The 21,739-nt window shown below is 60.5% G+C and carries 22 protein-coding genes; 15 read left to right on the forward strand and 7 right to left on the reverse strand.

Annotation, left to right across the window (positions count from 1 at the left end; genetic code table 11):
* The first annotated feature begins 6 nt into the window (after positions 1-6).
* The 8 genes from FTO60_RS00540 to FTO60_RS00575 are packed head-to-tail and all read left to right on the forward strand — an operon-like array spanning position 7 to position 6,345.
* A complete protein-coding gene (locus FTO60_RS00540) occupies positions 7-936 on the forward strand; it encodes an AEC family transporter (RefSeq protein WP_148054134.1) in 930 nt (309 codons plus the stop codon).
* Between the two features lie 12 nt (positions 937-948).
* Positions 949-1,644, forward strand: coding sequence for a nitroreductase family protein (locus FTO60_RS00545; RefSeq protein ID WP_148054135.1), 696 nt, complete (start codon positions 949-951; stop codon positions 1,642-1,644).
* 4 nt (positions 1,645-1,648) lie between these two features.
* Positions 1,649-2,476 carry an S-formylglutathione hydrolase gene (gene fghA, locus FTO60_RS00550; RefSeq protein ID WP_148054136.1) on the forward strand — a complete coding sequence of 276 codons (828 nt, stop codon included), beginning with the start codon at positions 1,649-1,651 and terminating at the stop codon, positions 2,474-2,476.
* Positions 2,473-2,913, forward strand: a complete 441-nt coding sequence (locus FTO60_RS00555) for a YaiI/YqxD family protein (RefSeq protein WP_148054137.1) — start codon at positions 2,473-2,475, stop codon at positions 2,911-2,913. The genes fghA and FTO60_RS00555 overlap by 4 nt, the downstream gene beginning before the upstream one ends.
* Positions 2,910-3,869 (forward strand): DMT family transporter, encoded by a 960-nt coding sequence (locus FTO60_RS00560; protein WP_302849696.1) that lies wholly within the window; start codon positions 2,910-2,912, stop codon positions 3,867-3,869. Before FTO60_RS00555 ends, FTO60_RS00560 begins: the two co-directional genes overlap by 4 nt.
* Positions 3,870-3,903: 34 nt before the next feature.
* Positions 3,904-4,524 (forward strand): HAD family phosphatase, encoded by a 621-nt coding sequence (locus FTO60_RS00565; RefSeq protein ID WP_148054138.1) that lies wholly within the window; start codon positions 3,904-3,906, stop codon positions 4,522-4,524.
* Complete coding sequence (locus FTO60_RS00570; protein ID WP_148054139.1) at positions 4,521-5,432, forward strand: ornithine cyclodeaminase family protein; 912 nt, start codon at positions 4,521-4,523, stop codon at positions 5,430-5,432. Before FTO60_RS00565 ends, FTO60_RS00570 begins: the two co-directional genes overlap by 4 nt.
* A 1-nt stretch (position 5,433) precedes the next feature.
* Complete coding sequence (locus FTO60_RS00575) at positions 5,434-6,345, forward strand: alpha/beta fold hydrolase (protein ID WP_148054140.1); 912 nt, start codon at positions 5,434-5,436, stop codon at positions 6,343-6,345.
* Here FTO60_RS00575 and FTO60_RS00580 read toward each other — a convergent pair.
* Positions 6,342-7,580 carry an MFS transporter gene (locus tag FTO60_RS00580; protein WP_148054141.1) on the reverse strand — a complete coding sequence of 413 codons (1,239 nt, stop codon included), beginning with the start codon at positions 7,578-7,580 and terminating at the stop codon, positions 6,342-6,344. The two genes, FTO60_RS00575 and FTO60_RS00580, sit on opposite strands and share 4 nt — an antisense overlap.
* 112 nt (positions 7,581-7,692) lie before the next feature.
* On the opposite strand from FTO60_RS00580, the gene zapE reads away from it, so the two are divergent.
* The gene (gene zapE / locus FTO60_RS00585; RefSeq protein ID WP_148054142.1) at positions 7,693-8,748 is read left to right on the forward strand and encodes a cell division protein ZapE; all 1,056 of its coding nucleotides are present in this window, start codon (positions 7,693-7,695) and stop codon (positions 8,746-8,748) included.
* Here zapE and FTO60_RS17800 read toward each other — a convergent pair.
* The 5 genes from FTO60_RS17800 to accD form a co-directional block, all read right to left on the reverse strand.
* Positions 8,745-9,617: a LysM peptidoglycan-binding domain-containing protein gene (locus FTO60_RS17800; RefSeq protein WP_197738504.1), complete on the reverse strand. Its 873-nt coding sequence runs from the start codon at positions 9,615-9,617 to the stop codon at positions 8,745-8,747. The genes zapE and FTO60_RS17800 overlap by 4 nt on opposite strands.
* A gap of 12 nt (positions 9,618-9,629) precedes the next feature.
* Entirely contained in the window at positions 9,630-10,271 is a 642-nt protein-coding gene (locus FTO60_RS00595; protein WP_254696845.1) for a rhodanese-like domain-containing protein, read from the reverse strand.
* A gap of 277 nt (positions 10,272-10,548) precedes the next feature.
* On the reverse strand, positions 10,549-11,094 hold the full coding sequence (locus FTO60_RS00600; protein WP_148054143.1) for a hypothetical protein: 546 nt from the start codon (positions 11,092-11,094) through the stop codon (positions 10,549-10,551).
* Positions 11,091-12,362: a folylpolyglutamate synthase/dihydrofolate synthase family protein gene (locus FTO60_RS00605; protein WP_148054144.1), complete on the reverse strand. Its 1,272-nt coding sequence runs from the start codon at positions 12,360-12,362 to the stop codon at positions 11,091-11,093. The genes FTO60_RS00600 and FTO60_RS00605 overlap by 4 nt, the downstream gene beginning before the upstream one ends.
* A 124-nt stretch (positions 12,363-12,486) precedes the next feature.
* Complete coding sequence (gene accD / locus FTO60_RS00610) at positions 12,487-13,407, reverse strand: acetyl-CoA carboxylase, carboxyltransferase subunit beta (protein WP_148054145.1); 921 nt, start codon at positions 13,405-13,407, stop codon at positions 12,487-12,489.
* 121 nt (positions 13,408-13,528) lie between these two features.
* Between accD and ilvD the strand changes: the two genes are divergently transcribed.
* The 6 genes from ilvD to FTO60_RS00640 all read left to right on the forward strand — a co-directional run bounded on the left by ilvD (position 13,529) and on the right by FTO60_RS00640 (position 20,541).
* A complete protein-coding gene (gene ilvD / locus FTO60_RS00615) occupies positions 13,529-15,262 on the forward strand; it encodes a dihydroxy-acid dehydratase (protein ID WP_148054146.1) in 1,734 nt (577 codons plus the stop codon).
* Between the two features lie 10 nt (positions 15,263-15,272).
* Positions 15,273-15,935, forward strand: coding sequence for a hypothetical protein (locus FTO60_RS00620; protein WP_148054147.1), 663 nt, complete (start codon positions 15,273-15,275; stop codon positions 15,933-15,935).
* 78 nt (positions 15,936-16,013) lie between these two features.
* Positions 16,014-16,787, forward strand: a complete 774-nt coding sequence (locus FTO60_RS00625) for a DUF6478 family protein (protein ID WP_148054148.1) — start codon at positions 16,014-16,016, stop codon at positions 16,785-16,787.
* 10 nt (positions 16,788-16,797) lie between these two features.
* The gene (locus FTO60_RS00630) at positions 16,798-17,178 is read left to right on the forward strand and encodes a hypothetical protein (RefSeq protein ID WP_148054149.1); all 381 of its coding nucleotides are present in this window, start codon (positions 16,798-16,800) and stop codon (positions 17,176-17,178) included.
* 112 nt (positions 17,179-17,290) lie between these two features.
* Complete coding sequence (locus FTO60_RS00635; protein WP_148054150.1) at positions 17,291-19,315, forward strand: NADPH-dependent 2,4-dienoyl-CoA reductase; 2,025 nt, start codon at positions 17,291-17,293, stop codon at positions 19,313-19,315.
* Positions 19,316-19,635: 320 nt separating this feature from the next.
* Positions 19,636-20,541 (forward strand): LysR family transcriptional regulator, encoded by a 906-nt coding sequence (locus FTO60_RS00640; RefSeq protein ID WP_148054151.1) that lies wholly within the window; start codon positions 19,636-19,638, stop codon positions 20,539-20,541.
* 99 nt (positions 20,542-20,640) lie between these two features.
* Here FTO60_RS00640 and FTO60_RS00645 read toward each other — a convergent pair whose 3' ends face one another.
* The gene (locus tag FTO60_RS00645; protein ID WP_148054152.1) at positions 20,641-21,549 is read right to left on the reverse strand and encodes a cation diffusion facilitator family transporter; all 909 of its coding nucleotides are present in this window, start codon (positions 21,547-21,549) and stop codon (positions 20,641-20,643) included.
* Between the last annotated feature and the right edge of the window lie 190 nt (positions 21,550-21,739).

The following is a 21,739-nucleotide window of genomic DNA, read 5'->3' on the forward strand; positions in this document are numbered from 1 at the left end:
ACTGGCATGTGGGACATCTTTCTTCAGACAGTGCCGTTTTTCGCATTGATTGGCCTTGGCTATGGCGCGGGCCTCACGGGCTTTTTCACGCCCGAGGCGACCGCTTATTTGACCAAGTTCGTCTTCTACTTTGCGCTCTCGGCGATGTTGTTCCGCTTCTCGGCGAACCTGTCACTGGCCGCGATCATCGACTGGCCATTCATCTTTGCCTACCTCTGGGGAACGCTGACGATATATCTTGTCGCGACCGGCGTGGCCCTGTTGCGCAGTCGTGGCGTCGAAGAGGCCGCCGTCGAAGCACAATGCGCCGTGATCGGCAACGTGGGCTTTCTGGGCATCCCGATGCTGGTGCTTTTGCTGGGCGAAAATGCCATCGGTCCCGTGATGATGGTGCTGGCCGTTGATCTGATCGTCTTTGGCAGCCTGATCGTGATCCTGATCACCGGTTCACGCGATGGGCGCATGTCCTGGGGCGTCTTGCGCACGGTCGGGCTGGGGTTGCTGAAAAACCCGATGATCGTCGCGATCACGCTGGGGCTGATCGTGTCCGGCCTGTCCCTGCCGATCCCTGCACCTGTCAACCAGTTCTTGTCGATCCTTGGGGCCGCAGCGACACCCGGTGCGCTGTTTGCAATCGGTGCGTCATTGGCGACGAAATCTGCGGAACGGGTGTTTGTCGCGGGCTGGCTGTCGTTCGCCAAACTGGTATTGCACCCCGCCGCTGTGGCCTTTGCCGCGCTTGTCATGTTTCCCGTCGATGGCTACGCGGCTGGGGTAATGATCGCCGCTGCCGCCTTGCCAGTGGCGGGCAATGTCTACATCCTGGCGCAGCACTATGGGGTCGCGCCGCATCGCGTGTCCGCCTCGATCCTGATTTCCACAGTGGCCAGCGTGCTGACGGTGTCAGTCGTCATCGCCCTGATCCAATACCTGTGAACGGAGCAATCCATGACCGAAACGCCGCCCACCTACATGCCTCTGCCGCTGCCCGACCGGCGCGAGATGTCCGATGATCAGATGCTGGCGGCGGCGCAGGGTTTTTACGACCACATCAAGACCCGCCACACGATCCGTGACTATTGCGACCGGCCTGTGCCGACCGAGGTGATTGCCACCTGCATTCAGGCCGCAGGCACAGCCCCCAGCGGTGCAAACCAGCAGCCTTGGCATTTCGTGGCCATTTCCGATCGGGCGATGAAATCGCGTATCCGCGCCGCTGCCGAAGAAGAAGAAGTGAAATTCTACGATGGCGGCGGGGGTGATGCCTGGCTCAAGGCGCTGGAACCGATTGGCACCGGGGCCGACAAACCGCACCTTGATATCGCCCCGTGGCTGATCGTGATCTTTGCCCAGCGTTGGGGTGAAAGGAACGGCGAACGGATCAAGCATTACTACGTTCCCGAAAGTGTCGGCATCGCCACCGGCATGCTGATTACCGCCTTGCACACCGCGGGCCTGTCCTGCCTGACACATACGCCCAACCCGATGAAGTTTCTGAACGATCTGTGTGATCGCCCCGACAATGAAAAACCGATCATGATTTTGGCCGTGGGCCACCCTGACGATACGGCCACGGTGCCCGCCATTGCCAAACAGAAAAAACCGCTGGACGAGATCATGACCGTCTATGCCGCCAAGGAGTAGCCCCATGAAAACCATATCCGAAAACCGCTGCTTTGGTGGCACACAAGGCGTCTATTCGCACCCGTCCGATGTCTGCGGTGTCGATATGACGTTCGGTCTGTTCCTCCCCGAGGAGGCAGAGCACACGCCGGTTCCGGTGCTGTGGTATCTGTCGGGCCTGACCTGCACACATGAAAACGCCATGTCCAAGGCCGGGGCGCAGGTCTGGGCCGCCGAACACGGGATTGCGCTGTGTTTCCCCGACACCTCGCCGCGTGGCAAAGGGGTCGCTGATGACGATGCCTATGATCTGGGGCAGGGCGCCGGGTTCTATGTGAATGCCACGCAGAAACCCTGGGCACCGCACTTCCAGATGTGGGACTATGTCGCCAAAGAGCTTCCCAAGGTGATCACAGCCAATTTCGCCATCGACGAAGACCGCCAGTCAATCACCGGGCATTCGATGGGCGGGCATGGTGCGCTGACGCTGGGAATGGGATTGCCGGGGCAGTACCGCTCGGTGTCGGCCTTTGCGCCAATCTGCAACCCCACCAAAAGCGATTGGGGCCGCAAACAATTCGCGGCTTATTGGGGCGACGAAAAGAACTGGGGGCCGCATGACGCGACCTTGCTGATGCAGGACGTGGGATTTGACGGCCCGCTGCTGATTGACACAGGCACCGACGATCAGTTCTGGGATCTGCTGGGCACCCAAGCCTTTGCCGATGCGATGGCTGCGCGGCGCCAACCGGGCCAGCTGCGGCTGCAAAAGGGTTATGACCACAGCTACTTCTTTGTCACCACCTTTATCGAGGATCACATCGCCTTTCACGCCGAGGCGCTTTACTCGTGATATACGTTGATGCCGATGCCTGCCCCGTCAAGGCCGAGGTCGAAAAGGTCGGCACCCGCCACCGCATCAAGATGTTCATCGTCAGCAATGGCGGCTTGCGTCCCTCGCAAAACCCCCTGGTCGAAAATGTGATCGTGCCTGATGGGCCGGACGTTGCCGATATGTGGATCGCGGACCGTGCGGGGCCGGGCGATGTGGTGATCACCGGTGATATCCCATTGGCTGCAAAATGCGTCGAGGCAGGCGCGCGCGTCTTGAAGCATGACGGCGAGGCCCTGACCCAAGCCAACATCGGCAACATCCTTGCCACCCGTGATCTGATGGCCGATATCCGCGCCGCTGATCCCTTTCGCCAAGGCGGCGGCAAGGCTTTCGGCAAGGCAGACCGGTCGCGGTTTCTTGACGCGCTGGAACGCGAATTACGGGCGGTCAAGTGACCTACCTGCGCAGTCTGCCCGCCCCCGTGATCGGCGCGCTTTGCGCGTCATTCGCGGTGTTCTGCTTTTCCGTCAACGATATGGCGATCAAGTTCCTGTCGGGCGGCTATGCGTTGCACCAACTGGTGCTGATCCGCGCGCTTGTCGGATTGCTGGTGTTGTTCGTGGTAATCCTGCCGTTTTCGGGCGGCATCGCGACCCTGCGCACGCAAAAGCTGGGCCAGCACCTGATCCGTGCGGGGTTCGTCGTAAGCGCCAATATGCTGTTCTTTCTGGGACTTGCGGCGATGCCGCTGGCCGAGGCCTCGGCGATCTTTTTCCTGAGCCCACTGGTGATCACGATCTTTTCGATCGTGTTTCTGCGTGAAACGGTCGGCCCGTGGCGCTGGGCGGCCATTGTCGTGGGGCTGGTCGGGGTGATCGTGATCGTGCGTCCGGGCACGGATGCGTTTCAGATGGCGGCGCTGTTTCCCGTTGCGGCCGCGCTGGCCTACGGCGGCTTGCACATGATGACGCGGCGGATGGGGGGCACTGAAAGCGCGGTTGCGCTGACCTTTTATATTCAGATCACATTCGTCTTGGTCTCTTTGATCATGGGCGCGGCATTCGGTGCCGGGCAACTGGCCGATCAGGACAGCGTATCGTTGCAGTTCCTGCTGCGCCCGTGGGTCTGGCCCGACGGCGCTGATCTATGGGTCTTTTCCTTGTTGGGCGTGGCACTGGCCTTTGGCGGCGTTGCGATCTCGCAGGCCTACCGCATGAGTGAGGCCGCACTGGTTGCCCCGTTTGAATATGTCGGCTTGCCGATGGCAGTGTTCTGGGGGATCACGATATTTGATGAATGGCCCGACCTGACCACCATTCTGGGGATCGCCCTGATCCTTGGGTCCGGCCTGTTCATGGTTTGGCGCGAGGCCCGCGCAGATCGGGCCAAACGACTGGCACTGCGGCGTTGATTGCGTTTAGATGCGGCCAAGAACAGGAGGCCGCATGACCATTCAAGCCGTCATTTTTGACATCGGAAACGTGCTGATCGAATGGCAGCCCGAACGGTTCTATGACGCTGTGATCGGAAAGGACCGCCGCCGCGCGTTCTTTGATACGCTTGATCTGCACGCGATGAATGACGACGTGGATCGCGGGGCGCCATTTCGTGAACGGATATACGCAGAGGCTGAAAATCATCCCGCATGGCGCGATGAAATTCGCATGTGGCATGACCGTTGGTCGGATATGGCGACCCCGGCGATTGATCATTCCGTGCGTCTGTTGCGTGCCCTGCGCGCCAGGGGCGTGCCGGTCTTTGCCTTGACGAATTTCGGGGTCGAGCCCTTTGAAATCGGCCGCACGGCCTATCCGTTCCTGAACGAATTTGACCGGCATTATGTGTCGGGCCACATGAAGGTGATCAAGCCCGAACCGCGTATCTATGAGATGGTTGAACAGGATTGCGGTATTGCGCCCGCGGCCCTGCTGTTTGCCGACGACCGGATCGACAATATCAAAGTGGCTGCCGACCGTGGCTGGAAAACCCACCTGTTCGACGGGCCGCAAGGATGGGCGAACCGTCTGGTTGCCGAAAACCTGCTCAGTGAAAAGGACGCCGCATGACTGAAATGATCCCCTTTGCCGAGGGCGAAAAACGGTTGGATTGGCTGGCGCTGACCCGTGCGATAGCCGCGGGCCATGATCTGCCCAAAGCCGAGGTCGAGGATGTATTTCTCTATCGCGGCAACGATACGCTGTTGAACCGCTCGGCCTGGATTGACGGGATGGGAATTGCCGTCAAAAGCGCGACGATCTTTCCCGCAAACCGCGATCATGGCAAACCGGCCATTGGTGGTGCGGTCAGTCTGTTTTCCGATCATGATGGCAGCCTCGAGGCAATTCTGGATTTCCATCTGGTGACCAAATGGAAAACCGTGGGTGACAGCCTGTTGGCGGCCACGCGCCTTGCCCGTCCTGACAGCCGCAATATCCTGATCGTCGGGGCCGGCACGGTGGGGCGCGGGTTGTATCAGGCCTATTCAATGGCCTTTCCCGATGCCCATTTCAGTGTCTGGAACCGCACGCCCGCAGGCGCGCAGGCCTTTCAGCTTGACTGCCCTGACGTTGCCATTGCGGATGACCTTGAATCGGCACTGCGCGCGGCCGACATCGTCACTTGCGCCACCATGACGACCGAACCGATTATAAGGGGCGACTGGCTGCAGGCGGGTCAGCATATCGACCTGATTGGCGCCTACCGCCCCGACATGCGCGAAGCGGATGACACGGCCATAAAACGCGCCCGCGTGTTCGTTGATAACCGCCAGACCACGATGGATCATATCGGTGAATTGAAAACACCGCTGGCCGAAGGCGTGATCACCCGTGACCACGTGATCGCCGATTATTATGACCTGTCGGCGTTTCAACGTCATACTGATGCCGAAATTACCCTGTTCAAGAACGGCGGCGGTGCGCATCTGGACCTGATGGTCAGCCGCTACATTCTTGAGGCCTGGAAAGGGAAATAACATGATCTGGTTCGTGCTGGTCTTGCTGGCAGTGGCGATTATCCCCTTTGTATTCGAGGCGGCGCGCAAACCCGCCGACCCCGCCAAGGCGCCGGGCGATACGGTGCAGTTGTCGCAGGGCATCACGCATTATCAGTGGATTGGCCCCGTGCGCGGCCCCGTCGTTGTCTGCATCCACGGGCTGACGACACCGTCACCCGCCTGGCATGGCGTAGCTGCGGGATTGGGGCAACTCGGCTATCGCGTGCTGGTGTATGATCTATACGGGCGCGGGTTTTCGTCTGCCCCGACAGGCGCGCAGGACCGCGCGTTTTTCCTGAAGCAACTGGGCGATCTGCTGGACGATCAGGGACTGCGCGATGATCTCACGCTTGTGGGCTATTCGATGGGCGGTGCAATTGCGACGGCCTTTGCCGCCGAAAACCCTGATCGGATGAAACGCGTGATCCTTGTCGCGCCCACTGGAATTGTCATGACCGAAAGCACGTTTACGCGGTTCTGCCGCAATGTGCCGCTGCTGGGGGACTGGCTGCATGGGGCAACCGCCGAATGGCGCGCGCGCACCGCGCTCATGATCTCGGCCGAGGACAGCGAAGTGCCGGGCCTGCACGCGGTGCAGTTGGATCAGTTGAACAAAAAGGGGTTCCAGCGCGCGGTCCTGCTCAGTCGTCGCGGAATCCTGTCAGAAAGCCAAGAGGCGGAACATCGCAAGCTGGGCCACGATGGCATTCCGGTGATTGCGCTGTGGGGTGATCAGGATCAGGTGATCCCGCTGCGTGCGTTGGGCCAGTTGACCCAGTGGAACCGCGCCGTGCGGCAGGAAACCGTCAAGGGCGCAGCGCATGGTTTGCCCTATACCCACGCCACTGCGGTAACGGAAATTCTGCGGGACGTGCTGCGCGAACGTGATTAGGCGGGCACCAGCGTGATGCGCTTTTCACGGATCGGCAGATGCACGATGGCGCTGAAGGCACCGACGCCAACCCCGACCCACCAGACGGCCGTGTAACTGCCGTAGATGTCGTAAAGTCGGCCGCCCAGCCAGACGCCCAGAAAGCTGCCCAACTGGTGGCTAAAGAACACGATACCGTAAAGTGTCCCCATGTAGCGCAGCCCATAAAGATGCGCCACCAGCCCGCTTGTCAGTGGAACCGTCGCAAGCCACAGACTCCCCATCAGGGCTGAAAAAATCAGCACGGTGGTCGGGGTCATCGGTGTCATGATGAACCACGCCGCGATTGCCGTGCGCCCAAGGTATATGCCTGCAAGAAGGTATTTCTTTGAATACCGCTTGCCCGCCCAGCCTGCCACAAGTGTCCCAGCGATATTGAACATTCCGATCAATGAAATCGCCGCGGCACCCAGCGCGCTCGTCGTTGAAATCCCGATCCCGGCAAGCACCCCATCCGCCGGAATTGCTGCGCTGGCCTCGGCGACGAAAGCAGGGAAATGCGCCGTGATGAATGCCAATTGATAGCCGCAGGAAAAGAAGCCGATAAAAATCAGTGAATAGGACGGATCCTTGAAGGCGCGCCCGAGGATTGCGCCCATGCTTTCTTCGAGTTCTGCCTTGGATGCGCTGACCGGCGCACGCATTATCGGCAAGACCATCAGCGTGGCAAGGATCATCAGGGCAAAGGTCACGAACACCATCTGCCAGGTCATGAAACCCAACAGAAATTCTGCCATCGGCGCGCCGAATACCTGTCCGGCCGAACCGGCTGCGGTCGCAATCCCCAGCGACATGGAGCGGTTTTCGTCCGTTGATGCCCGCCCGACTACGGCCAAAATCACACCAAATCCTGTGCCAGCGATGCCGAAACCGACCAGAACTTCGTACATTTGATGCGCGACAGGCGTGGTTGCGCCCGAAGACAGCAACAACCCCGCCGCATAAAACAGCGCACCCAGGATGATCGCCCTACGATCACCGACCTTTTCCGCAATGGCACCAAAGATCGGCTGGCCGATCCCCCAGGCAAGGTTCTGGATTGCGATCGCCAGCGAAAACTCAGCCCTCATCCAGCCGAATTCCGCGGCGATGGGGATCTGGAACACGCCAAAGGACGCGCGGATCGCAAAGCCCATCATGACGATGACGCAACCTGCGACAAGAACGGGCGTAATCAGGGGCGCGTGCGTTTTCATCAGGTGACTAGAGGGCAGATAGCGACACGGGTCAATTCACAAGATGTGATGCGTTACGCAAGCTGAATTGATACGCTTTCCATCGGCATGCGGCATCGCTATCACCACCTTTATGACCGTGCAGGATGCATACCGCGACCGGATCGCAAAGGGCGAACTTCACCACGATCCCGCGCAAGAGGGCGTGCTGGACGAGCTTGAGCGTATCCGCGCCGCCCTCGCTGAACCCGCCAAACGCGGCCGCCTGTTTCGCAAAACGCCCGAGCCACCCAAGGGGCTATATATGTGGGGTGGTGTCGGGCGTGGGAAATCCATGCTGATGGACCTGCTGTTCGGGTTGGTCGAAGCCCCAAAGCGGCGCGCGCATTTTCATGCGTTCATGCAATGGGTCCACGAGGAAATGACCGCCGCACGTAAACGCGGTGTCGATGATGCGATTGCACCTGTCGCCGAAAAATTGGCGGAAGAGGTGCGGTTTCTCGCGTTTGACGAAATGCAGATCAGCGACATCACGGACGCGATGATCGTAGGCCGTTTGTTCACTGCCCTGTTTGCGGCGGGGGTCGTGGTTGTCACCACATCGAACCGCCCGCCCCATGACCTTTATAAGGATGGCTTGAACCGGCAGTTATTCCTGCCGTTTATTGTCCTTTTGCAGGACCGTTTGGTGATCCACGAACTGGCCAGCAAGACCGACTACCGCCAAGGGGTGCTGGAAGGCACACCAACCTATTTCACCCCCAACAATGCGTCCGCGCGCGCGCAAATCGATACCCTGTGGCAGGGTCTGACCGATGGGCAGGCGGAGCCGCTGACACTACGCGTCAAGGGCCGCGATGTGGTCATTCGGGGCTTTCACAACGGTGTAGCCCGCGCGAGTTTTCACGACCTGTGCGGGCAGCCTTTGGGTGCGGGCGACTACCTGACGCTCGCGGCCGCCGCACGAGTTCTTGTGCTTGAAGATATCCCCCGTCTGAGCCGCGCGAATTTCAACGAGGCCAAGCGGTTCGTGACCCTGATTGATGCCCTTTACGAGGCGCATGTGCGGCTGATCTGCACCGCCGCGGCGTCGCCCGAAATGCTATATGTCGAAGGCGAAGGTGTGTTTGAATTTGAACGCACAGCCAGCCGATTGCGCGAAATGCAAGGGGCTGACTGGGGGCGCTAGGCTTCGTTGGGGATCACCAGACGCTGGCCCGTGCGAATACGGTCAGGGCTAGACAGTGTGCCGCGATTTGCCTCGAAAATGGTAGTGTAGCGGTTCACATCGCCAAAGAACTTGATGGCGATGGCACCAAGGCTGTCACCGGCCTGGACCGTGTAGAACCGCGCTTGTACGGTTGCGTCGGCGCGTTGCACGATGCGCACCTCGACACCGGCGGAGTCGTCAAGGTCGATCGCAGGGGCGATGTTGATCTGCCCGCCCGTCGCCACTGTCGCCTGGGCAACGATATCAGCCAACAGAACGGCCGTATCGACACGCCCGTCCGATGTCACCAGAATTTCAGGCACTGCCAGATCGCCGGTTGCGGCGGCCGCGTTGATCAGCGCGTCGATGTAGTCGTCCGACTGGCCCTCTTGCAGCGCCTGCACGACAATCGCATCAAGGGTTGGTCGCTGGGTGATCTCGGGGGCAGGTGCGCCTGTCATTGCGGTGATGTTTGACAAGATTGCCACCGTGGCGTCCCGCATTTCATCGGTTGCGGGGGTGGGCAAAGGCTCGGCCCCTGTCTGCACACCCAGACCGGCCAGAACGGCGGCGGTCGTGGCCTGCATCGAACTGTCGATGGTGGCAATCTGTGGCGTTATGCGCATGGCGGGGGCCGCGACAACGGGGGCCGCCACAGGTTCGGCCACGACGACGGTTTCAGGTGCCGCAGGTGGCGTCAGCAAGGGATCCATCACGGCACGGGTCACTTCGACGTCTTGCGTCATGTCGGGCGCTTGCGCGCGCGGGGCATCTCTGCCCGGGCGCAGGATGATAAATGCGCAGAGCACCAAGGCAAAAACGAAAAAGGCAAGCGTCATACGGATCATGGAAGGGAGTCCTTAGCCTTCGTTGCGGGGGATTGCGACCGTCAGGCCCAAAGCACGCCACGACTGCATGCCGCCACGATAGTGCGACAGCTTGCTGGCCGGGTATCCGGCGTCCAGCAGGCTGCGAATGGCGCGCGGGCTTTGATCGCTCCACGCGCCGTTACTGAACAGCAGTAAGGCACGCGCCTGCCCGAAATCCAGCGTGCCATCGGCCAGCTTTACGGCCCCCAGCGCGCGCAAAATGTCGTCGCGGTAAGGGTTGGCCATGTCAAGCGTTTGAAAGGGGACGTTCACAGCGCCCGGAATAGTGCCCTGCACAAACCAGTCCGGCAGGCGGCTGTCGATCAAAAGGCCTGCACCCGCGACCGCGTCCTGTTCCAGAAAGCGGATCACTTCCAATTCGCCCAAGGTTGCGACGCCCTCGGCAACAATCATCGGCGTGATGCAAAACGGCGGACATTCACGGGATGTGCGGGCAAATTCGCCAGTCAGCGTATCGGAGGTGTCTTGATTGCGGGCAATCGTGAAGGTCTGGCCGTTGATTTCAAACGAGGTTTGCGCCCGCGCCGGTGTGATCCTTACATCCTGCGCCAATGCCATATCTGCCGTGAATATGCCAAGAACCAGCCCGATGGCTGCTGCATACCGCATCATAAGAACTTCCCCCAACCGTGACACACCACATTTCGTTAAATCCGCTGGCAGGCGGGGTGCGTTTAACTGCTCGCACAAGATGTAGTGTGGATTTGGTTTGCAAGTCAAACCCGCTGCGCGCGTGAGGGCTAACCGATTCGGCAAATTTGCAACGCTGGGCGGTTGGTTTCAAAACAAGAGGACGGACTTGCCGCCCGCCCCCTCGCCCTGCCAAAGGTTTGCTCGACCAAGGTCGAACACCTGTTGAAGCTACCCTAGGCGGTGGGGTGATTCGCCGTCAACCGGGTGATTCGCGAGTGGTGGGCGTTTCAGGGTCAAAACCCCGCGACAAAAGCACCGCGCCGCCGCATTGCAACGCGACCCCGGCGGGAAAGACGGGAAATTCGGTATAGCGGTCGATGCTTGAATCGGTGATGAAACGCCCGTTGACGCAAACATCCTGCGCATTGGTGCCCGAATTAAAGCCGAAACCGGGGTTTCCGCAGTCGTTCACAGCGCCGTTGGCGTTCCACGCTTGCCCGTTCGCACTGTTGTGCATCCCGCCAGTCGGGAAGGTCATGGTCGCCGGGTCAAAACGCAGATGCCATGTGGTTGTCGGCGTGAGGTCAGCAAGATCCCAACTGCCAACCGGCAAGCCGCGATAAAACCCCGTGATCGAAAACGCCGTAACATCATCCTGCGTCACGATACCGGCCAGCGCGGCGTCCGGGACGGTCATGCGGCCCGTCATGGTGTAGTCGTTCGCGCCGACCCAGCAGAATTCGAATTCGGCCGCAGCGGCAGGGCTGGCCAGCGCCAGTGTCAGGATTACCGCGCGGATCATGAATTTTCGCGCAGGACATGACCCGCGAGATATAGTGATCCGCAGATCAGGATGCGCGCATAGGGCTCTTTTGCGCTGATGTCTTCAAGTGCTGCATCAAGGCTGTCCGCCACCGCAGCCACCATCCCCACATCGCGCGCCGCAGTCGCCGTGACACTGGCGGGAAGGGTATTTGCCTCGCCCGGGATTGAAATCGCCGTCAGGCTTTGCGCGACTTTGGCGAGGGGCAGCAGATAGCCGCGAATGTCCTTGGTATTCAGCATCCCGCAAACCAGGTGGGTGGGGCGATCGGGCAGGTCGGCCAGAGTCCGCGCCAGCATCACGCCCGCCGCCGGGTTATGCCCGCCATCCAGCCACAGATCGGCGGGGCGAAAGCGGTCAACGATCCGCCCGGTCGTCAGGTGCTGCATCCGCGCGGGCCAGAACACATCGGTCATCGCCGCCTCGCAAGCGACCTCGTCACATCCCAAACGGCGCAGCGCTGCAATCGCGGCTCCGGCATTGGCAATCTGATGCGGGCCGGGCAGGGCGGGCAGGGGCAAATCCAGCAGTCCGGTTTCGTCCTGATAGATCAGCCGCCCACGTTCCTGTGTGACGTGCCACTGCTGGCCAAACGCAAGCAGGGGCGCACCCAAACGCGCGGCGCGCGCTTCGATCACGTCCAACACTTCATCGTGCTGCGGCCCGACCACGCAGGGCACGCCGCGCTTGATGATCCCTGCCTTTTCGCCGGCGATTTCTTGCAGGGTGTCGCCCAGAAATTGCTGGTGATCCAAGTCAATCGGCGTGATCACCGTCAGCGCGGGCGTCTCAATCACATTGGTTGCGTCCAGCCGCCCGCCAAGACCCACCTCGAGCAGGGTGTAATTGGCAGGCGTGCGGGCAAACGCCAGTAACGCGGCGGCGGTCGTGATCTCGAAGTAGGTGATATTACCGCCATCGTTCGCGGCGTAGCATTCATCAAGCACAGCCGTCAGATGATCCTCAGAGATCAGATCCCCCGCCAGCCGGATGCGCTCGTGAAACCGTGCAAGATGGGGCGAGGTATAGGCATGAACGGTCTTGCCCGCCGCTTCGAGCCCAGCGCGGATCATCGCCTGTGTGCTGCCCTTGCCGTTGGTGCCGGCAAGGTGGATCACAGGGGGCAGATCGTTCTGCGGATTGCCAAGTGCCGCCAGCAACCGCCAGACCCGATCAAGCGTGAGGTCGATCACCTTGGGATGCAGCGCCATCATGCGCGCGAGGATCACATCAGAGGATTGTGTCATGATTGATTGCTCTGGATGACGCTTGCGGCTGGTCGGCCCTCCGGGGGGAGTTGTAGCGGCCAAGATGAAAGGGTGTGCGGCGCAGGTTTGCCCCTGCGGGAAAGTCGGGCGACCGGTATGGCGGTCATTCAGGTTTTGCATCCTCGGCGGCGGGTATTTCCACTTCGGGCGGGGGCAGTTCGCCCGAAATCGCCGGATCAAGGCCCAGAAGCATCCGTGTGATCGTGATCAATTCCTCACGCATTTCGGTGCGGGCGGTCACGCGATCCAGCATGCCGTGGTCGAGCAGGTATTCGGCGCGCTGGAACCCTTCGGGCAGTTTTTCGCGGATCGTTTGTTCAATGACGCGCGGGCCGGCAAAACAGATCAGCGCGTTGGGTTCGGCGATATGCACGTCACCCAGCATCGCATAGGATGCGGTGACGCCGCCCGTGGTCGGGTGGGTCAGAACGACAATATAGGGCAGGCCCGCCTCGCGCAGCATCTCGACCGCAATCGTGGTGCGTGGCATTTGCATCAGGGCAAGAATACCCTCTTGCATGCGCGCGCCCCCGGCGGCTGAAAACAGGATCAGCGGGCATTTCCTTTGCACCGCACGTTCTGCGGCGGCAATGATCGCGTTGCCCACATACATCGACATGGAGCCGCCCATGAACGAAAAATCCTGCGCCGCAGAAACAATCGGCGTGCGCCCGATCTCGCCTTCGACGACCAGCATCGCATCCTTTTCGCCGGTCGACTTCTGCGACGCTTTCATCCGGTCGGGATAGCGTTTCTGATCACGGAAATGCAGTGGATCGGCGGTTGGTTCAGGCACCGCGACTTCGGTGAAAATACCACCGTCAAACAGCGCCGCAAAACGGTCCCGCGGCGAGATATACATATGGTGCCCGCAGTTGGTGCAGACGTTCTGATTATCCGACAGCTCGCGGTGAAACAGCATCGTGCCGCATTCATCACATTTCGTCCAAAGGTTTTCCGGCACCTCTCGGCGCGAAAATATCGAGTTGATCCGGGGACGGACGTAGTTGGAAATCCAGTTCATGGGGCCCTCGCGCGTTATCCTTCCGAAATAGGCCGCGTCGCGGGGAAATGCAATCAGCCGCTTGTGGTGGTCGCGGCGGTCTTTTAGACCTCTGCCAACAGTTTTTGTGAAGGAACACGCGATGTCAGCCGGAAAAGTCGATAAATCCAAACTTCCCAGCCGTTATGTGACCGAGGGACCGGCCCGCGCGCCACATCGCAGCTACATGTATGCGATGGGTGTGACCGAAGAGGAAATCCACCAGCCGCTGGTCGGCGTGGCAACCTGCTGGAACGAGGCCGCGCCCTGTAACATCGCCCTCAACCGTCAGGCACAATCAGTGAAACTGGGCGTGAAACACGCCAACGGCACGCCGCGCGAGTTCACCACCATTACGGTCACCGACGGGATCGCGATGGGCCACGAGGGCATGCGTTCGTCATTGGCATCGCGCGAGGCGATTGCCGACACGGTTGAACTGACGATGCGTGGCCATTGTTATGACGCGCTGGTTGGTCTCGCGGGCTGTGACAAATCCTTGCCCGGCATGATGATGGCGATGGTGCGCCTGAATGTGCCGTCGGTGTTCATCTACGGCGGGTCGATCCTGCCGGGCCGCTTGAACGGCAAGGACGTGACCGTTCAGGATGTGTTCGAGGCCGTGGGCCAGCATCAGGCGGGTAATATGACTGACGCCGAGCTGGAAATCCTTGAACGGGTCGCCTGCCCTTCGGCGGGGGCCTGTGGCGGCCAGTTTACCGCCAACACGATGGCCTGCGTGAGCGAGGCAATCGGCCTTGCCCTGCTCAATTCCTCGGGCGCGCCCGCCCCATACGAAAGCCGTGACCAATATGGCGTGGCGTCGGGCGATGCGGTGATGAACCTGCTGGAAAAGAACATCCGCGCCCGCGATGTCGTCACCCGCAAGTCGCTGGAAAACGCCGCCCGCGTTGTCGCCTGCACCGGCGGGTCGACAAATGCGGGGTTACACCTGCCTGCCATCGCCCACGAGGCCGGCATTGATTTCGACCTGTTTGATGTCTGCGATATCTTCCGTGACACACCCTATTTCGTCGATCTGAAACCGGGCGGTCAGTATGTGGCCAAGGACCTGTATGAAGTCGGTGGCGTGCCGGTCGTGATGAAAGAACTGCGCAAGGCCGGGTTGATCCACGAGGATTGCCTGACCGCCAATGGCGTCACGATGGGCGAGGCCCTTGACAAGATCGAGGGCGAGGCGGACGGCAAGGTCATCCACTCTGTGCAGAACCCGATCAGCAAGACCGGTGGTGTCGTGGGCCTGAGCGGCAACCTTGCCCCCGATGGTGCGATCGTCAAAGTCGCCGGGATGACCGCAGAACAACAGGTCTTTAGCGGCCCTGCGCGCGTGTTTGAATGCGAAGAAGACGCGTTCGAGGCCGTGAAAAAGCGTGCATACGAAGAAGGTGAAGTGCTGGTGATCCGCAATGAGGGCCCCGCGGGCGGCCCGGGAATGCGCGAAATGCTGGCGACCACTGCGGCCCTGTCCGGTCAGGGCATGGGCAAAAAGGTCGCGCTGATCACCGATGGCCGGTTCAGCGGCGCGACCCGTGGGTTCTGCGTGGGCCATGTGGGCCCCGAGGCAGCCCATGGCGGCCCGATCGCGATGCTGCAAAACGGCGATATCATTACGATTGACGCGATCAAGGGCGACCTGAGCGTCGATCTGACGGACGCCGAACTTGAGGCCCGCAAAGCCGGTTGGAAGGGTCCGCGCGAAACGATCTATGCCAGTGGCGCCGTCTGGAAATTCGCGAAACTCGTCGGCTCTACGCGGCTCGGTGCGGTAACCCATCCGGGTGCCAAAGAAGAACGCCACGTCTATATGGACCTGTGATTTGCGCTGGATGCGCATATTGACGCTTGGCGGGGCCTTATTGGCCCTGTCCGCCTGCGAAGAAGCGTTGCAAATGCCCGATTTCGGAACGATGTCGCTTGCGGGCGGGCGCGAAGATGCCACAACGACAGGTATTCGCACGCTGTCATTGCTGGGAGGCAGCGTGCGCGTGCGCGGCCCGGATGGTTACTGCATCGATCAACGGGCCAGCCGGTCGGGTGATGGGTTCGCGGTGATGGTTGGCTGTGCGCTGCTGGCGCCAAGGGCAGCTGTGATGCCTGCAAAGGACGGCTTTATCACCGTGCAATTAGGCGATTCGGGCACGGCCACCGTTGCGGGCTCCGAAGAAACCCTGCGTCGTTATCTCGAAACGGACGCGGGCAGACGTCTGCTGGCCAGCTCGGGCGAGGGCGATGAAGTCACCCTGCACAGCGTGGAAATGGTGACAGGTGCCGTAACAGTTCATTTCACTGACCTGTCGGCTGACAATGACTCAGGGCTAGAGCCGCGTTTGTGGCAGGGATTCTTCGACGTGAATGGCCGCCTGACCACCGTCACGGTGCGTAGTTTTACGCGCAAACCGCTGGCTGCACGCCAGGGTGCCGCTTTGCTCAACGCGGCAATCCGCGAAATTCGGGCCGTGAACCCGCCAATCCAGCCCTCGGAAGGCTAAGCACTGTTTCCTTTTGGGAAACAGTTTGGCAGGTATGGTGCATCACATGCCTACGTGCCCCTAGAAACGAGATTCTGAATGCCCCGCCGCCGTCTTGGCCTGATTGACAAGCTGTTTCAACGTCGCGCCCTTGCCGGATGGGCGCAGGCCGCACGTTCCGCCGCCGCGACCGAACTGTCGGTCTTGCGCGGCCAACGGCAGCGGGCACGCCAGCTGCGTCAAAAGCTGGACGAACTGACCTATGTCGCTGACAGCCGCCTTGCTTTGCCGCACATCGGATCAAATGCCTTTGCCAAACCGGGTGGCACGGATTGGTCATGGCGTCCGCAGCTGTGGCGTGGTCCGCTGGCGTCCAAGGGCATGGCAAGTGTGCCAAGCAAAACCATGTTGGGGAGCGAAGTCACCATATTCCACGACTGCCGCATTTCCGAACTGACCCTGCGCCAATTGCGCAACACCCGCGAAGAAGACCTTGCCCCCTTTGGGTTGCGCATGGATGTGTTCCGCTTTGACGGATCGTTCCTGAGCCTTGTTCTGGACCTGCCCAACGATGCCTGTATCGATCTCAAGAAACGCCACCTTGTGCGACTTGATGCGGTCATCGAGATGGAAAAGCCGTTGGAAATCTTTGCGCGGCTCAATATCAAACACGGCCCCAATACCGAACAGATCGTGCGCGAACTCCCCCTGCACGAAAGTGAAGTGATGGTCGAATTCGATCTTGCCTATACCAAGCTGAATGAGAAACGGGTGGAACGCATGTGGGTCGATCTGATCTTTGAAGGTCCGGAAATGAATCAAGTCACGATCCGCGATATTACCTTCTGCCGCCACCCGCGCGCCGAACTGTAAGGAGGCTGCCATGAGCGAGATAACCCTCACAAAGACCCGCCTGATCGCAGGCGTCTGGGAAGGCGTGTTGACCCATAACGGTAGCGGAAATTTCCAGCCTTCGCTGCGTGTCACCCATCTGGACCAGCCCGTCGAAGGCGTCACGGCACAAGAAGATCAGGCGGCCGGTCACTGGCTCGTGCGTGTGCCAGTGCCTGCCAATCTGATTTCCGACGGGTTGCAGACCTTTGTGATCCGCGAGGCATCAAACGACGAAGTCCTGGCCAGCTTTGCCCTGCTCGCAGGTGATGCCCTGGCCGAGGATATCCGTGCCGAGATGAGCCTGCTGCGCGCCGAACTTGATATGCTGAAGAAGGCATTCCGCCGCCACTGCGTGGAAACTGTCGGCTAGATCATCCTGTGCCGGGCTTCGCCATGTTCTGGTCCCGCCAGACCTGACGCCGCGTTGCGCGTGACCTTTGCGTCAACCCGCGCCAATGTGGCCCCAACAACGGAGCCGCGCCATGTCAGATTATCCCCACCTCCTCGCCCCGCTTGATTTGGGGTTCACAACCCTGAAAAACCGCGTGCTGATGGGGTCGATGCATACCGGCCTCGAAGAAACCAAGGACTGGAACCGTGTTGCGGAATTTTACGCTGAACGGGCGCGCGGCGGTGTTGGCCTGATGGTCACGGGCGGCATGGCCCCGAACCGCGAAGGCGGCGTTTTCCCCGGTGCGGCGGGCCTGTTCACCGATCAGGACATTGAAAATCACCGCATCGTCACCGACCGTGTGCATGATGCTGACGGCAAGATCGCCATGCAAATCCTGCACGCGGGCCGCTATGCCTATAGCCCCGAATGTGTCGCGCCCAGCCCCGTGAAATCGCCCATTTCGCCCTTTCCCCCCAAAGAACTGGACGAGGATGGCATTGAAAAGCAGATCGGCGATATCGTCACCGCCGCTTCGCGCGCTCAGCAAGCGGGCTATGACGGGGTCGAGGTGATGGGATCGGAGGGGTATTTCCTGAACCAGTTCCTTGTCACCCATACCAACAAACGCACCGATCGTTGGGGCGGATCGTATGAAAACCGGATGCGCCTGCCCGTCGAGGTGGTGCGCCGCGTGCGTGCCGCTGTCGGCCCCGATTTCATCGTGATCTATCGTCTGTCGATGATTGACCTGATCCCGAACGGATCAACCTGGGACGAGGTTGTCACGCTCGCCCGCGCGATCGAGGCCGCAGGTGCGACGATCCTCAACACCGGTATCGGCTGGCACGAGGCCCGCATCCCGACCATTGCGACATCCGTGCCGCGCCGCGCCTTTACATGGGTCACCCAGAAACTGATGGGGCAGGTGGGCATTCCGGTGATCACTTCAAACCGGATCAACACACCTCAGGTCGGCGAGGATGTGCTGGCCGATGGCTGCGCCGATATGGTCAGCATGGCGCGCCCGTTTCTGGCCGATCCGCATTTCGTCGCCAAGGCAGCGGCAGGAAAGGCCGCAGAAATCGCGCCCTGCATTGCCTGCAATCAGGCCTGCCTAGATCATACCTTCAGTGGCAAGATGAGCACATGTCTGGTGAACCCGCAGGCCTGCTTTGAAACCGAACTGGTGATCGCACCCGCCACGGGGTCCAAGAATATTGCCGTGGTTGGCGCCGGGCCGGCTGGCTTGTCCACCGCGATCACGGCGGCTGAACGCGGTCACGCCGTCACCCTGTTCGACAAAGCTGCTGAAATTGGCGGTCAGCTCAACATGGCAAAACAGGTGCCCGGCAAAGAGGAGTTTTGGGGATTGGTGGATTACTATCGCGCGATGGTTGACAAGACTGGCGTCACCCTGCGCCTTGGAGTTACCGCAACCGCTGACGATCTGGCCGACTTCGACGAGGTGATCATCGCCACCGGCGTCATCCCACGCGATCCCGCGATCCCGGGTCAGGACGGCGCCAACGTGCTGTCCTATATCGATGTGCTGCGCGGCAAGGCTGCTGTGGGCAAGCGCGTCGCGATCATCGGCGCAGGCGGAATCGGGTTCGACGTGGCGGAATATCTGGTGACCGATGATAGCCCGACCGAGGATTTGCAGGAATGGCTGGAAGAATGGGGCGTCGGCGACCCCGAGGACCAGCGCGGCGGCCTGCGCCCCGAAGGCCCGCAACCCGATCCGGCGGTGCGCGAGGTAACGCTGCTGCAACGCAAGGCGCAGAAACTGGGCAAAGGACTGGGCAAGACCACCGGCTGGATTCACCGCGCCGCGCTCAAGATGAAGAACGTGCAGATGATCGGCGGTGTAAACTATGAACGTATCGACGCGGACGGGCTGCACGTGTCTTACGGTGAAGCCCGCGAACGCCCCACCCTGATCGCGGTCGACACGATCGTGCTCTGCGCCGGACAGGTGCCCGAACGGACATTGGCCGATGACCTGACCGCGCGCGGGGTGACACCGCATGTCATCGGCGGGGCAGACGTGGCCGCGGAACTCGACGCCAAACGCGCGATCGATCAGGGGACACGGCTGGCGGCGGGGCTTTAGAAATCCCCGGCCCGGAATCAAGCGCGTAGCGCGCCGGGCCAGCGCCTGCCCGCCGAGACGGGTTGGCGCTTGGCCGATGTCACGCGAACTGGCGAGGGACAGCTGACACCGCACCCTAAAGTGCCAGCCCTTTCGCTTCATGCGCCACCCCACGGGTAGGCGCTGGCCCTTCTTCCACCCCGGAAATCCCCCCATTTCCCTGTTTCTCGCCCCGCAACAGTCCTGCGAATACCCCGCAATTGTCAGGCCTGCGCCCCAGTCCCGCCCGATTTCGATCTCATACCTTCTCCTCGAACAAAGACGCAAACCGAGGAACGAGAATGGATCGCCTGACCGAAATGGAAGCCTTTGCCACAGTGGTGGATCAGGGCGGATTTACCGACGCGGCCAAGAAGATGGGGATTTCAAAATCCGCCGTTTCCAAGCACGTTTCCTCGCTTGAGGCCCGCCTCGGTGCGCGCCTTTTGAACCGGACAACGCGCCGTGTCAGCCCCACGGAAATCGGGCTTGCCTATTATGACCGCGCGCGCCGCGTTCTCAATGACGCGGGCGAAGCGGACGCACTGGTAACATCCATGCAAAGCGCACCTTCGGGCCTGTTGCGGATCAGTGTGGCAACAGATTTCGGCGTAAACCACCTGTCCCCTGTGCTGGGTGATTTCCTTACGGAGTTTCCTGACATCACGGTGAATATGGTCCTCAACAACCGTTTCGTTGAACTGATCAGCGAAGGGTTCGACATGGCGATCCGAATTGGCGAACTTGAGGACAGCACCCTGCGCGCCCGCAAGCTGACCGAAACCAGCCGCCGGATGATCGCCAGCCCGGCCTATTTCGAAAAACACGGACGTCCTGAAAAGATCGACGATCTGAACGAACACAAGCTGCTGCACTATTCCAACCAGGCCAATAGCGCGGTCTGGAAACTGACGGCCCCCTCGGGTGAAAAACGTCAGGTGCGCACCGCTGGCGGACTGACCGTGAACGACGGGCAATCCCTGCTGAACGCCGCGATCAGCGGGCTTGGTATCGCCTACCTCCCCAGCTTCCTTTATGCTGATGCAATGGCGCAGGGGCTGGTTGTCGATGCGATCCCCGAACTGCCGATGGATACGCAGGGTATCTACGCCGTTTATCCGCCGGGCCGCTTCACGCAGCCCAAAGTGCGCGCATTCATTGATTTCCTCGTCCATTCCTTTGCCGAAAAAGGGCCGGACGCCTGGTAACGACACCACCACATCCCATAGGGCGCAACGCCCCACTTAACGCAGTCCTCGGGCTGCGTTTTTTTCGTCGCGGATCGTGGCGCAGGTGTGACGCAGGTTTCAACCCATGCCCCCGATGCGGTGCGCGTCGACACACGCGCGCTGGGCGCATTCCAATTCGATTGTCGTGTGCCTGATCCCGAACTTGTCAGCCAGTCGCGCCTTGATCGCCTGTTTCAACGCATCTGCAGCCACCCATTCGCCGCCCCTCAGCACCACGTGCGCCTGAAAGGCTGGCGCGTGTTCCTGCATTTGCCACAGATATGCCTGGTGAACATCGGTTACCCCGTCCAGATCCTTGATCGCCGCGATCACGTCATCAAGCGCCAGATCATCGGGCGCGCCCAGCATCAGGATACGGATTACCCCGCCGATTTCCTTGAACGACATCCATATAATGTAACCTGCGATCAGCAGGGTCACCGCAGGATCAACCAGTCGCCAGTCGTATAGCAGGATCAGCGTGCCAGCGATGATAACAGCGACTGACGCTGCCGCATCGGCCAGATTATGAAGAAACGCCGCGCGGATATTGACGCTGTTCTTGGACATCGAGAACGTCAACATGGCCGTCGCTATGTCGATGATCAAGGCGACCCCAGCGAGTATGACCACCAGCCAACCGTCAACGGGCTGCGGATCAAACAGCCGCCAAACGGCCTCGTAAGTCAGATAAATCCCGATGATAATCAATGTGGTATAGTTGATCAGTGCCGCGACGACTTCTATCCGGCCATAGCCAAATGGCATTTCCGCATTGGCAGGACGGCGCGCGATCTTGCGGGCGGCAAAGGCAATCACCAGCGCCATCGCGTCTGACAGATTGTGAATCGCGTCCGCGATCAGCGCCATGCTGCCCGCAAGGATTCCCCCGACGATCTGTGCAACGGTCAGCAGTAGATTCACCGCAATCGCGGCCCCGACACGGCGGTCCCCCGCATCTGCGTCAATGTGGTGATGTCCGGCCATGCTGCGTTCCTTGAATTTCGCTCGAGATCTACCTAGTGTCTCTAGTTGCTAGAGGTTCAAGAGGCTTCTTGAGTATGTTGTCAATCGGTCGTCTATCGCAATTCACCGGCTTAAAAGTTCAAACGATCCGATACGATGAAGACACCCGGTTGATCATCAACGCGGCCCACGGTGCGTGCGGATCACCACA

The organism is Octadecabacter sp. SW4, from assembly GCF_008065155.1.
Classification (GTDB): domain Bacteria; phylum Pseudomonadota; class Alphaproteobacteria; order Rhodobacterales; family Rhodobacteraceae; genus SW4.